Raw genomic sequence first — 12101 nt, forward strand, 5'->3', positions numbered from 1 at the left:
AACACTTTCAGCAGCAACCATCCTTGTGCCGCAAGCGATTGCGCTGGATGCAGCGGAAACCGATAGAAAATCCGTCGCGAGGGTTGACACCGCCGAAATGGCTGTGTTTCTCTCGATCACATGTTGCATCACAACACGCCACCGCGAACCCACATCGAAGCCGCCGACACCGGCGCCGCCTCGCTGCGTTCGATTCTTGTGCTCGTACTTATTACCCAACCAACAGGTGCGGGACGAGCCAGCGTGTAAGCAACACACACACCGGAACTCTTCAAAAACCCGCACCCGCCCCGGTGCGGGTTTTTTCATTTCAGAACCTGGTTTCAGACGCAACCACCATGACCAACGCTCATCGCACAACCCGGACCTGCACCACCACGCCTCGTGGTGGCTGTGCCTGTGCGATGCGCGGCGCCTCCTCCACCGCTTTCCCCTGACCGGCCGGCACGTCACCTCGACGACCGGCCGTTCTTTTTTCTTCCCACCGCAAGGAACCTCCCCCATGAGCACCAACGACCTGCCCCAGACCAAGATCGCCGTCATCGGCTACGGCAGCCAGGGCCGCGCCCACGCACTGAACCTGCGCGAATCCGGCTTCGACGTGGTGGTAGGCCTGCGTCCGGGCGGCCCGACCGAAGCCAAGGCGCAGGCCGATGGCTTCACCGTGATCGCGCCCGCCGAGGCCGTGAAGGACGCCGACCTGGTTGCCGTGCTGACCCCGGACATGGTGCAGAAGAAGCTCTACAACGACGTGCTGGCGCCGAACATGAAACAGGGGGCGTGCCTGCTGTTCGCGCATGGCCTGAACGTGCATTACGGGATGATCGAGCCGCGTGCCGACCTGGACGTGGTGCTGGTCGCGCCGAAGGGCCCCGGCGCGCTGGTGCGCCGTGAGTACGAGATCGGCCGTGGCGTGCCGTGCATCTGGGCGGTCTACCAGGACATCAGCGGCAAGGCCGCGCAGCATGCGCAGGCCTATGCGGCCGGCCTCGGCGGTGCGCGCGCCAACCTGATCCAGACCACCTTCAAGGAAGAAACCGAGACCGATCTGTTCGGTGAGCAGGCGGTGCTGTGCGGCGGTGCCTCGGCGCTGGTGCAGGCCGGATTCGAGACCCTGGTCGAAGCCGGCTACCAGCCGGAGATCGCCTATTACGAAGTGCTGCACGAACTGAAGCTGATCGTGGACCTGTTCTATGAAGGCGGTATCTCGCGCATGTTGGAGTTCATCTCCGAGACCGCGCAGTACGGCGACTACGTCAGCGGCCCGCGCGTGATCGATGCCGGCACCAAGGAACGCATGAAGGAGGTGCTGAAGGACATCCAGGACGGCACCTTCACCAAGAACTGGGTGGCCGAGTACGAAGCGGGCCTGCCGAACTACAACAGGTTCAAGCAGGCCGACCTGGAGCACCCGATCGAGAAGGTGGGCAAGGAACTGCGCGCCAAGATGGTCTGGTTGCAAGGACAGGCCGCGTAACCACGCGGCCCTCCCCCACCCGCTTTGCAAGGTTCCCCCATGAACTCTTCGACACATCGCAGCGCGCCGCCCAACGGCGCGCGCTGGCTGACCCAGGCGCTGGAGGCCGAAGGCGTCCGCACGCTGTTCGGCTATCCCGGTGGCACCATCATGCCGTTCTACGACGCGCTGGTGGATTCGTCGCTGAAGCACATCCTGGTACGCCATGAGCAGGGCGCGGCGCTGGCCGCCAACGGCTTCGCCCGCGCCAGCAACCAGGTGGGCGTCTGCGTGGCCACCTCCGGCCCGGGCGCCTCGAACCTGGTCACCGGCATTGCCGATGCGATGCTGGATTCGGTACCGATGGTCTGCATCACCGGCCAGGTCGGCACGCCGCTGCTGGGCACCGACGCCTTCCAGGAACTGGATGTGTTCGGCCTGACGATGCCGATCGTCAAGCACAGCTGGCTGGTGCGCAGCGTCGATGACCTGCCGCGCGTGGTGGCCGATGCGTTCCGCATTGCCCGTGAGGGTCGCCCCGGCCCGGTGCTGATCGACCTGCCCAAGGATGTGCAGCTGGCCGATGCCAGCCATCTGCCGGCGCATGTGCCCAGCAGCGTCGAACCGCCGCCGGCGCCGGCCGAGGCCGCCATCGCCGAGGCCATCGCCGCGCTGGCGGCGGCCGAAAAGCCGGTGGTCTACGCAGGTGGCGGCATCGCCCTGGGTGATGCCGTGCAGGACCTGCGCGACTTCGTCGAGGCCAGTGCCATCCCCACCGTGATGACCCTGCGCGGCCTCGGTGCACTGCCGGCCCACCATCCGCAGTCGCTGGGCATGCTGGGCATGCACGGCACCCGCGCGGCCAACATGGCGGTGCAGGAAAGCGACCTGTTGCTGGTGCTGGGCGCGCGCTTCGACGACCGCGCGACCGGCAAGCTGGCCGAGTTCGCGCCATTTGCCCGCGTCGTCCACATCGATGCGGACGCCTACGAGATCTCCAAGCTGCGCAGTGCCGACGTCGCCGTGCCTGGCAATGTCGGTCACGCCATCCGCGCCCTGCGTGCGGCCTTCCCCTCCCCCAAGGCCCACCAGGATGCATGGCGCAAGCGCTGTGCGCAGCACCGCGATCGCTTCGCCGCCCGCTACGACGCACCGGGCCAGCACATCTACGCCCCGGCGCTGCTGAAGCGACTGAGCGAGCTGGCCCCGGCCGATGCGGTGATCGCCTGCGATGTCGGCCAGCACCAGATGTGGGTGGCCCAGCACTGCCGCTTCAACCATCCCCGCAACCACCTGACCAGTGGCGCACTGGGCACGATGGGCTTCGGCCTGCCAGCGGCGATGGGTGCGCAGTTCGCCTGCCCGGAGCGCACCGTGGTACTGGTGTCCGGCGACGGCAGCTTCATGATGAACGTGCAGGAGCTGGCGACCATCGCCCGCTGCCGCCTGCCGGTGAAGATCGTGCTGCTGGACAACAGTTCGCTGGGCATGGTGCGGCAGTGGCAGGAACTGTTCTTCGCCGAGCGTTACAGCGAGATCGACCTGTCCGACAACCCGGACTTCGTAGCCCTGTCGCAGGTGTTCGGCATTGCCGCCACCCGCATCGACAACCGCGACGACGTGGAAGGCGGCCTGGCCGCGCTGCTGGCCGAGCCCGGCCCGGCGCTGCTGCACGTGGCCATCGATGCACGCGCCAATGTGTGGCCGCTGGTGCCGCCGAACACCGCCAACAGCACGATGCTGGAAAGCAATCCCGCCCACGCCCGCCAGGAGACCCCCAATGCAATACCGGCTTGACCTGGTGCTGCACCCGGCCGAAGGCGCGCTGCTGCGCGTGATCGGCATGGCCGAACGCCGCGGCTTTGCGCCGCGTGCGATCAGCGGTGCGCCGGTGGCCGCCGACGATGGCCGCTGGCACCTGCAGCTGGTCGTCGATGGCCAGCGCCCGGCGGAAACGCTGTGCCGGCAGATCGAGAAGATCTACGACTGCGTGTCCGTGCAGGTCACCGCCGTGGAAGGAGTATCGCCATGAACACCCGTACCGTAGCGACCACGGTGCCGGTACGGAGGCGTCTTCTTCGCCGCCCGTGCCCGCATGCGGCGGTCTTCCGCACCGCGCTGGTGGCCCATGCCGGCCGCTGACACCAGCCAGGAAAGCGATGTCGGCGACGTAAGCGTCGCCGACGTCCTGGCAGCGCAGGCCCGCCTGCGCCGCTTCCTGCCGCCCACCCCGCTGCACCACGCCGAACGCTTCGGTACCTGGCTGAAGCTGGAGAACCTGCAGCGCACCGGTTCCTACAAGGTGCGCGGCGCATTGAATGCACTGCTGGCCGGCCGCGAACGCGGCGACACCCGGCCGGTGATCTGCGCCTCGGCCGGCAACCACGCCCAGGGCGTGGCCTGGGCCGCCTATCGCCTGGATGTGCCGGCCATCACTGTGATGCCGCATGGTGCACCCGCCACCAAGATCGCCGGCGTCGCCCACTGGGGCGCGACCGTGCGCCAGCACGGCAACAGCTATGACGAAGCCTACGCCTTCGCGGTCGAACTGGCACAACGCCACGGCTACCGCTTCCTGTCCGCGTTCGACGATGCCGACGTGATCGCCGGCCAGGGCACGGTCGGCATCGAGCTGGCCGCGCATGCCCCGGACGTGGTGATCGTGCCGATCGGTGGCGGTGGCCTGGCTTCCGGCGTGGCCCTGGCGCTGAAATCACAGGGCGTGCGCGTGGTCGGCGCGCAGGTGGAAGGCGTTGATTCGATGGCACGCGCGATCCGCGGCGACGTGCGCGAGATCGCACCCGTCGCCTCGCTGGCCGACGGCGTGCGGGTGAAGATCCCCGGCTTCCTGACCCGTCGCCTGTGTACCTCGCTGCTGGACGATGTGGTGATCGTGCGCGAAGCCGAACTGCGCGAAACCCTGGTCCGGCTGGCACTGGAAGAACACATCATTGCCGAGGGTGCCGGCGCGCTGGCGCTGGCCGCTGGCCGCCGCGTCGCTGGCCGCCGCAAGTGCGCGGTGGTCTCCGGCGGGAACATCGATGCCGGCGTGCTGGCCGGCCTGCTTACCGACATCCGACCGCGCCCGCCGCGCAAGCCACGGCGACGGCGCAGCGAAACACCCCGCTCGCCCGCCAAGGCCAGCGCGCCGCCCTCCCCCATGCCTTCCCCTTCCCACCTGCAAGCCGCAACGCCCGCTGTCGAGGAGATTTCCCTGTGACCACCATCGAACGAATTACCACCCCGCGCATCCGCATCTTCGACACCACCCTGCGTGACGGCGAGCAGTCCCCCGGCTGCAGCATGAGCCCGCCGCAGAAGCTGGTGATGGCGCGTGCGCTGGACGAACTGGGCGTGGACATCATCGAGACCGGCTTCCCGGCCAGCTCGCAGTCCGACCGCGAAGCGATGGCACTGATCGGCCGCGAATTGCGCCGCCCGAGCCTGAGCCTGGCGGTGCTGTCGCGCTGCCTGCAGGCCGATATCGAAACCTCGGCACGTGCATTGGAAGCGGCCGCCAACCCGCGCCTGCACGTGTTCCTGTCCACCAGCCCGCTGCACCGTGAGCACAAGCTGCGGATGACCCGCGAGCAGGTCCTGGAGTCGGTACGCAAGCATGTATCGCTGGCCCGCTCCTACATCGACGATGTCGAATTCTCGGCCGAGGATGCCACCCGTACCGAGCTGGATTACCTGATCGAAGTCGCGCGCGTGGCGATCGCCGCCGGTGCCACCACCATCAACCTGCCCGACACCGTCGGCTTCACCACGCCGGAAGAAATCCGCGCGATGTTCCAGCAGGTCATCGCCGGCGTCGCCGACGTTCCGAACGCCGCCAATGTGATCTTCAGCGCGCACTGCCACAATGATCTGGGCCTGGCCGTGGCCAACTCGCTGGCCGCCATCGAAGGCGGCGCGCGCCAGGTCGAGTGCACCGTCAACGGCATCGGCGAGCGCGCCGGCAACTGTTCGCTGGAAGAGATCGCGATGGTGCTGAAGGTGCGCCAGGCCTTCTACGAGCAGGACAGTTCGATCAACACCCCGCGCATCGTCGGCACCTCGCAGTTGCTGCAGCGCCTGGTCGGCATGCCGGTACAGCGCAACAAGGCCATCGTCGGCGCCAACGCGTTCGCCCACGAATCGGGCATCCACCAGCACGGCATGCTGCGCCACCGCGGCACCTACGAAATCATGCGCCCGGAAGACGTGGGCTGGGAGGATTCGCAGATGGTGCTGGGCCGCCACAGTGGCCGTGCCGCTGTTGAAGCGCGTCTGCGTGCGCTGGGCTTCTGGCTGGACGAAGACGAACTGAAACTGGTGTTCGAGCAGTTCAAGGGCCTGTGCGAACAGCAGCGCGTGGTCACCGATGCCGACCTGCAGACGTTGATGCAGGGCGGCTCCAACGCGCAGGGCTACCGCCTGGCCTCGATGACCATCAGCGATGTCGGCAGCCGCGCCAACGCGCTGGTCGAACTGTCCGACCCGGACGGCAACCGCGTGGCCGAGACCGCGCAGGGCGATGGCCCGGTCGATGCGCTGTTCGGCGCGCTGTCGGCCGCTACCGGCGTGCAGCTGATGCTGGACAGCTACCACGTGCACAGCGTCGGCATCGGCGCCGATGCGCGCGGTGAGGCCAACCTGAGCGTGCGCCACGAAGGCGTGGAGTACGACGGCACCGGCACCAGCAAGGACATCATCGAAGCCTCCGCGCTGGCCTGGCTGGATGTGGCCAACCGCCTGCTGCGCCAGCGCCAGGCCACCGCCCACAACAGCACCGACGTTCCCACCCCTGCCACCGCCTGAGGAACCCGCCATGAGCGCCTTCGACACCTTCACCCCGGCCAGCGCCGCTGGCCAGCAGTGGAACGCCCAGGACTATGCGATTGACGCCGGCTTCGTCCCGCTGCTCGGCGGCGCGGTCTCGCGCCTGCTCGACCCGCGCGCCGGTGAGCGCATCCTCGACCTGGGCTGTGGCGATGGCGTACTCAGTACCGAGCTGGCGCTGAGCGGCGCACGCATCCACGGCGTGGATGCTTCGCCGGAACTGGTGGTCGCCGCCCGCGCACGCGGTGTCGACGCGCAGGTGATGGACGGCCACGCGCTGTCGTTCGACAGCGAGTTCGATGCAGTGTTCAGCAATGCCGCACTGCATTGGATGACGACTCCGGACCGCGTGCTGGAAGGCGTGCGCCGCGCCCTGCGCCCCGGCGGCCGCTTTGTCGCCGAATTCGGTGGCCACGGCAACGTGGCCACGATCATCGCGGCGGTACAGGCCGCGCGCGTGGCCCACGGCCATGGCGCCAGCACCTTCCAGTGGTATTTCCCGACGGCCGATGCCTACGCCGACCGCCTGCGCCAGCATGGCTTCCAGGTGCAACTGATCGAGTGCACGCCGCGCCCAACCGCACTGCCGACCGGCGTGGCCGGCTGGCTGCGGGTCTTCGCCGCACCACTGCTGGACGACCTGCCGGCCGAGGCCCGCGCTACCGTGCGCGAGGCCGCCACCGCGTTGCTGGCCGAGCTGCCGCGCAATGCCGCCGGCCAGCCGCTGGCCGACTACGTGCGCCTGCGCGTGCTCGCCCGCCGTCGCTGACTTGACCGTTCCGTTTTCTTTACTGATGTTCGCTATTTCGTACTTCTGCCAGGCATACGCATGACTTCCGCACCCCGCACCCTGTACGACAAACTGTGGGACGCCCACGTGGTGGTTCCCGAAACCGACAGCGCCCCCGCCGTGCTGTACATCGACCTGCACCTGATCCACGAGGTGACCTCGCCGCAGGCGTTCACCGAACTGCGCGAGCGCGGCCTGTCGCCGCGCCGCCCGGACCGCACCAAGGCGACGATGGACCACTCCACGCCAACCCTGCCGCCTGCCGCCGACGGCACGTTGCCTTACGCCAGCGCTGCGTCCGAAGCGCAGGTCGCCACCCTGGCACGCAACTGCGCCGAACACGGCATCGAACTGTTCGACATGGCCTCGGACAATCGCGGCATCGTCCACGTGATCGCGCCGGAACAAGGCTTCACCCAGCCCGGCATGACCATCGTCTGCGGCGACAGCCACACCTCCACCCACGGTGCGTTCGGTTCGCTGGCCTTCGGCATCGGCACCAGCGAAGTCGGCCACGTGCTGGCCACGCAGTGCCTGCTGCAGCGCAAGGCGAAGACCTTCGCGATCACCGTCGATGGCCCGCTGGCGCCCGGCGTCGGCGCCAAGGACGTGGTCCTGCACATCATCGGCGTGATCGGCGTCAACGGCGGCACCGGCCACGTGATCGAATTCCGTGGCAGCACCATCGAAGCGATGGACATGGAACAGCGCATGACCCTGTGCAACATGTCGATCGAAGCGGGTGCGCGTGCCGGCATGGTGGCGCCGGACCAGGTTACCTTTGACTTCGTCGCCGCTACGCCGCGCGGGCCGAAGGGCGCCGATTTCGACGCCGCCGTGGCGCGCTGGCAGCAGCTGCGCAGCGATGACGGCGCGCGCTTTGACAGCGAAGTGCACATCGACGCCGCCGACATCCGCCCGACCCTGACCTGGGGCACGCATCCGGGCACCGCCATCGCGGTGGATGCGCCGATTCCGGCGGCCAACGATGCCGCCGCACAGAAGGGCCTGGACTACATGCATTTCCAGGCCGGCAAGGCGCTGGCCGGAACGCCGGTGGACGTGGTGTTCGTCGGTTCGTGCACCAACGGCCGGCTGAGCGACATGCGCGAAGTGGCGCAGGTACTGCGCGGTCGTCGCGTCGCTGACCGGGTGCGCATGCTGGTGGTGCCGGGCTCGGAGATCGTCAAGCGCGAGGCCGAGGCCGAAGGCATCCACGAGATCGTGCGCGCGGCCGGTGCCGAGTGGCGCGAGCCGGGCTGCTCGATGTGCATCGCCATGAACGGCGATCTGGTCGCGCCCGGGCAGCTGGCCGTCAGCACCAGCAACCGCAATTTCGAAGGCCGCCAAGGACCCGGTTCGCGCACGCTGCTGGCCTCACCGATGAGCGCGGCGTGGGCCGCGGTGAACGGGCACGTCGCCGATACCCGCAAACTGTTCGCACAGGAGGTGGCGTGATGGCCGGTTTCCGTACCCTGACCTCGGCCAGCGTGGTGCTGCGCCAGACCAACATCGACACCGACCAGATCATTCCGGCGCGGTTCCTGTCCACCACCGAGCGTGCCGGCCTGGGCCGCAACGCGTTCAACGACTGGCGCTGGCAGGCCGATGGTTCACCGGTGGCCGACTTCGCCTTCAACCAGCCGCACAACGCTGGCCGCAGCATTCTGCTCGCCGGCCGCAACTTCGGCTGCGGCTCCTCGCGTGAGCATGCGCCGTGGGCGCTGACCGACCTCGGCCTGCGCGCCATCGTCAGCAGCGAGATCGCCGACATCTTCCGCGGCAATTCGCTGAAGAACGGCCTGCTGCCGATCGTGCTGGACGAGGCCGACGTGCAGGCGCTGATGCAGCGCCCGGACGATGCGCTGACCATCGACGTGGCCGCGCGCGAACTGCGCACGCCGGACGGCCGCGTCTATTCCTTCCCGCTGGATGGCTTCTCGCAGACCTGCCTGCTGGAAGGTGTCGACCAGTTGGGGTATCTGTTGGGCCGTGTCCCTGAAATCGAACGCTACGAGAGTGAGCATGCACGCTGAAATTGTTGTCCTGCCCGGTGATGGCATCGGCCCGGAAGTGGCCGCCGCGGCAGTCGCCGTCCTGAAGTCTGTCGCCACGCGCTTCAACCACACCTTCACCTTCAGCGAGCACGACATCGGTGGCATCGCCATCGACCGCCACGGCGAGCCGCTGCCGGCCTCGACGTTGACTGCCTGCCAGGCCGCCAACGCGGTGCTGCTGGGTGCGGTCGGCGGCCCGAAGTGGTCCGATCCCAACGCCAAGGTGCGCCCGGAACAGGGCCTGCTGGCGATCCGCAAGGCGCTGGGCCTGTATGCCAACCTGCGCCCGGTGCGTACCCACGAAGCCGCACTGCACGCCTCGCCGATCAAGGCCGAGCTGCTGCAGGGCGTGGACTTCGTCGTGGTACGCGAACTGACCGGTGGCATCTACTTCGGCGACAAGACCCGCGACGCCGACAGCGCCAGCGACCTGTGCCGCTACACCGTGGCCGAGATCGAACGCGTGCTGCGCAGTGCCTTCCGCCTGGCCCGGCAGCGCCGCGGCAAGGTCACCTCGGTGGACAAGGCCAACGTGCTGGAGACCTCGCGCCTGTGGCGTGACGTGGCCGCGCGCATCGGCCGCGAGGAATTCCCGGACGTTGCACTGGAGCACCAGCTGGTCGATTCCATGGCCATGCACCTGCTGGCCAAGCCGCGCGAGTACGACGTGATCGTGACCGAGAACATGTTCGGCGACATCCTCACCGACGAAGCCTCGATGCTGGCCGGCTCGCTCGGCCTGCTGCCGTCGGCCTCGCTGGGCGAACCCGGTGCAGTCGGCATCTACGAGCCCATCCATGGTTCGGCCCCGGACATCGCTGGCAAGGGCATCGCCAATCCGTACGCGACGATCTTCAGCGCCGCGATGCTGCTGCGCCATTCGCTGGGGTTGGAAACGGAAGCCGCTGCGGTGGAAGCCGCCGTGCACGCCGTGCTGGACGATGGCGTGTTCACCACCGATCTGGCCGCCAACGGCCAGGCGGTGAGCACGGCAGCCGCCACCGACGCGGTGCTGGCCAAACTCAACTGATCCGATAGCGCCACGCCACCTGTGGCGCCTCTCCCTTCGCACATTGCGGGCAGCCACCCATGGGGTGGCTCTACTGTAGAGCCACGCCATGCGTGGCTGCATTATTTGGTGGTGTACCCACCATTGACCAGGATGGTCTGCCCGGTCATCCACCAGCCGTCGGTGACCAGGAAGCGGATCCACGGCACGATGTCGGCGATGTCGGTCAGGCCGGTGCGGGTGAACGCCGAGAGCGCGGCCGCGGTCTTGTGGTACGCCTGCGCATCGGCACTCTCGGCCGGGTAGAAGAACGGCGTGTCCATCGGGCCCGGCCCGATCGCAGTCACCGAGATGCCGCGCTCACCGAACTCCTTCGACGCGGCGCGGGTGAAATGCTCGACCGGCGCCTTGGTGCCGGCATAGCTGGAATAGAACGGCGTGAACGCACCCAGCAGTGAGGTGACCAGAGTGCAGATGCGGCCACCGTCGTTGACGTGGCGTCCAGCCTCCTTGAGGAAGAAGAACGCGGCCTTGGCGTTGACCGCGCTCATCTCGTCGTACTCCGCTTCGCTGATCTCCAGCAGCGGCTTCTTCAGCACCTTGCCGACCGTATTGATGGCGATGTCGGGACGGCCGACTGCGGCCACGGCATCGGCGAACAAGCGCTCCATCGCTGCCGCCGACGTCAGGTCGCCCTGCAGGGCAACGGCCTTGCTGCCAGCGGCCTGCACGGCGGCGACGGTCGCCTCTGCATCGGCCTGGGTGGCGGCGCTGTTGTAGTGGATGACGATGGCTTTGGCGCCCTGGCTGGCGAAGTCGCGGGCGATCAGTCCGCCCAGGTTCTTGGCGCCACCGGCGATCAGCACGGTCTTGCCCTTGAGGGAATGGTCGGTCATGGCCTCGGTCTCGGAAGTGGGCTGTCCGGGGTGGCAACCCTGCCCTGACGACGATATCGTGCAGAAAATGCGGATAAAGCCCGCCGCATTGACTTAACCTTCCAGAGCCAGCGAACAATGGACCGGATCGATCGCTTCCGCATCTTCACCCGGGTGGTGGAGTGCGCCAGCTTCACCCGCGCCGCCGACCAGCTCGGCCTGCCCCGCTCCACCGTCTCGGCAGCCATTGCGGAGCTGGAGCAGCGGCTCGGTACCCGCCTGCTGCAGCGTTCGACCCGCAGGGTGTCGACCACCCACGACGGCGACGTGTTCCATGCCCGCTGCCTGCGCCTGATCGCCGAGGTTGAAGACGCCGAATCGCTGTTCCAGCAGGACGATGCGCAGCCGGTGGGTCTGCTGAAGATCGACGTGCCCAGTCGCATCGGCCGCCGCATCATCGCCCCGGCGCTGCCCGACTTCTTCGCGCGCCATCCGCAGGTGGAAGTCGACCTGGGCATGACCGACCGCGCGGTGAACCTGATCGAAGACGGCTGCGATGCGGTGCTGCGGGTCGGGCAGCTGGGCGATTCCAGCCTGGTGGCGCGCACACTGGGCCAGCTCGACTTCGTCAACGTTGCCGCGCCGGCCTACCTGCGCGAGTACGGTGTGCCGCAGCAACCTGCCGACCTGCAGCAGCATCGGGCGGTGAACTATGCATCGCCGACGACAGCGCGGGTGGAAGCGTGGGAGTGGCAGGAGGGCACGCAGCTACGCACATTGCCGATGCCCGGCTGGGTGCGGGTGAACAGTGCAGAAGCGTCGATCGCGTGCTGCGTGGCGGGGCTGGGGCTGCTGCAGATTCCGCGCTACGACGTGCAGGCCGAACTGCAGTCAGGCGCATTGGTGGAGGTGATGCCGCAGCATGTGGCGCAGCCGTTACCGGTGACCCTGCTGCAGCCGCATCGGCAGCACCGCGCACAACGCGTGCAGGTATTCATCGAATGGCTGCTGCCAGTGCTACGGAGCGGCCTGCAGCTACAGTAGATCCACGCCATGCGTGGATGCGTGCCGCAGTGCCAACCAAGGTTGG

The 12101-nt window shown here is 67.9% G+C and carries 11 protein-coding genes; 10 read left to right on the forward strand and 1 reads right to left on the reverse strand.

Going from position 1 to position 12101, the window contains the following annotated elements; all coding sequences use genetic code 11:
• The first annotated feature begins 502 nt into the window (after positions 1-502).
• The 9 genes from ilvC to leuB all read left to right on the forward strand — a co-directional run bounded on the left by ilvC (position 503) and on the right by leuB (position 10157).
• Positions 503-1477 (forward strand): ketol-acid reductoisomerase, encoded by a 975-nt coding sequence (ilvC, locus tag AC5P9N_RS12285; RefSeq protein WP_005410945.1) that lies wholly within the window; start codon positions 503-505, stop codon positions 1475-1477.
• A 39-nt stretch (positions 1478-1516) separates the two neighbouring features.
• Complete coding sequence (ilvG, locus tag AC5P9N_RS12290) at positions 1517-3253, forward strand: acetolactate synthase 2 catalytic subunit (protein ID WP_012481199.1); 1737 nt, start codon at positions 1517-1519, stop codon at positions 3251-3253.
• Positions 3237-3488 (forward strand): ACT domain-containing protein, encoded by a 252-nt coding sequence (locus tag AC5P9N_RS12295; protein ID WP_005410947.1) that lies wholly within the window; start codon positions 3237-3239, stop codon positions 3486-3488. Before ilvG ends, AC5P9N_RS12295 begins: the two co-directional genes overlap by 17 nt.
• Before the next feature lie 96 nt (positions 3489-3584).
• Positions 3585-4676 carry a threonine dehydratase gene (locus AC5P9N_RS12300; protein ID WP_033835631.1) on the forward strand — a complete coding sequence of 364 codons (1092 nt, stop codon included), beginning with the start codon at positions 3585-3587 and terminating at the stop codon, positions 4674-4676.
• Complete coding sequence (locus AC5P9N_RS12305; RefSeq protein ID WP_012481201.1) at positions 4673-6259, forward strand: 2-isopropylmalate synthase; 1587 nt, start codon at positions 4673-4675, stop codon at positions 6257-6259. Before AC5P9N_RS12300 ends, AC5P9N_RS12305 begins: the two co-directional genes overlap by 4 nt.
• Positions 6260-6269: 10 nt before the next feature.
• Positions 6270-7049: a class I SAM-dependent methyltransferase gene (locus AC5P9N_RS12310; RefSeq protein ID WP_005410951.1), complete on the forward strand. Its 780-nt coding sequence runs from the start codon at positions 6270-6272 to the stop codon at positions 7047-7049.
• Between the two features lie 60 nt (positions 7050-7109).
• Positions 7110-8528, forward strand: coding sequence for a 3-isopropylmalate dehydratase large subunit (gene leuC / locus AC5P9N_RS12315; protein WP_099483928.1), 1419 nt, complete (start codon positions 7110-7112; stop codon positions 8526-8528).
• Positions 8528-9106 carry a 3-isopropylmalate dehydratase small subunit gene (leuD, locus tag AC5P9N_RS12320; protein ID WP_099483929.1) on the forward strand — a complete coding sequence of 193 codons (579 nt, stop codon included), beginning with the start codon at positions 8528-8530 and terminating at the stop codon, positions 9104-9106. The genes leuC and leuD overlap by 1 nt, the downstream gene beginning before the upstream one ends.
• On the forward strand, positions 9096-10157 hold the full coding sequence (leuB, locus tag AC5P9N_RS12325) for a 3-isopropylmalate dehydrogenase (protein WP_099483930.1): 1062 nt from the start codon (positions 9096-9098) through the stop codon (positions 10155-10157). Before leuD ends, leuB begins: the two co-directional genes overlap by 11 nt.
• A 101-nt stretch (positions 10158-10258) precedes the next feature.
• On the opposite strand, the gene AC5P9N_RS12330 is transcribed toward leuB, so the two are convergent.
• Positions 10259-11032 carry an SDR family oxidoreductase gene (locus AC5P9N_RS12330; RefSeq protein WP_005414410.1) on the reverse strand — a complete coding sequence of 258 codons (774 nt, stop codon included), beginning with the start codon at positions 11030-11032 and terminating at the stop codon, positions 10259-10261.
• 117 nt (positions 11033-11149) lie between these two features.
• Between AC5P9N_RS12330 and AC5P9N_RS12335 the strand changes: the two genes are divergently transcribed.
• Positions 11150-12055, forward strand: a complete 906-nt coding sequence (locus AC5P9N_RS12335) for a LysR family transcriptional regulator (protein ID WP_495223833.1) — start codon at positions 11150-11152, stop codon at positions 12053-12055.
• Positions 12056-12101 lie beyond the last annotated feature (46 nt).

Source organism: Stenotrophomonas sp. YJH_SMC_6 (genome assembly GCF_059371335.1).

Excerpts from the sequence above, each read along its gene's own strand:
- ilvC (WP_005410945.1), top strand. The coding sequence starts at position 503 with ATGAGCACCAACGACCTGCCCCAGACCAAGATCGCCGTCATCGGCTAC.
- ilvG (WP_012481199.1), top strand. The coding sequence starts at position 1,517 with ATGAACTCTTCGACACATCGCAGCGCGCCGCCCAACGGCGCGCGCTGG.
- AC5P9N_RS12295 (WP_005410947.1), top strand. The coding sequence starts at position 3,237 with ATGCAATACCGGCTTGACCTGGTGCTGCACCCGGCCGAAGGCGCGCTG.
- AC5P9N_RS12300 (WP_033835631.1), top strand. The coding sequence starts at position 3,585 with ATGCCGGCCGCTGACACCAGCCAGGAAAGCGATGTCGGCGACGTAAGC.
- AC5P9N_RS12310 (WP_005410951.1), top strand. The coding sequence starts at position 6,270 with ATGAGCGCCTTCGACACCTTCACCCCGGCCAGCGCCGCTGGCCAGCAG.
- leuC (WP_099483928.1), top strand. The coding sequence starts at position 7,110 with ATGACTTCCGCACCCCGCACCCTGTACGACAAACTGTGGGACGCCCAC.
- leuD (WP_099483929.1), top strand. The coding sequence starts at position 8,528 with ATGGCCGGTTTCCGTACCCTGACCTCGGCCAGCGTGGTGCTGCGCCAG.
- leuB (WP_099483930.1), top strand. The coding sequence starts at position 9,096 with ATGCACGCTGAAATTGTTGTCCTGCCCGGTGATGGCATCGGCCCGGAA.
- AC5P9N_RS12330 (WP_005414410.1), bottom strand. The coding sequence starts at position 11,032 with ATGACCGACCATTCCCTCAAGGGCAAGACCGTGCTGATCGCCGGTGGC.
- AC5P9N_RS12335 (WP_495223833.1), top strand. The coding sequence starts at position 11,150 with ATGGACCGGATCGATCGCTTCCGCATCTTCACCCGGGTGGTGGAGTGC.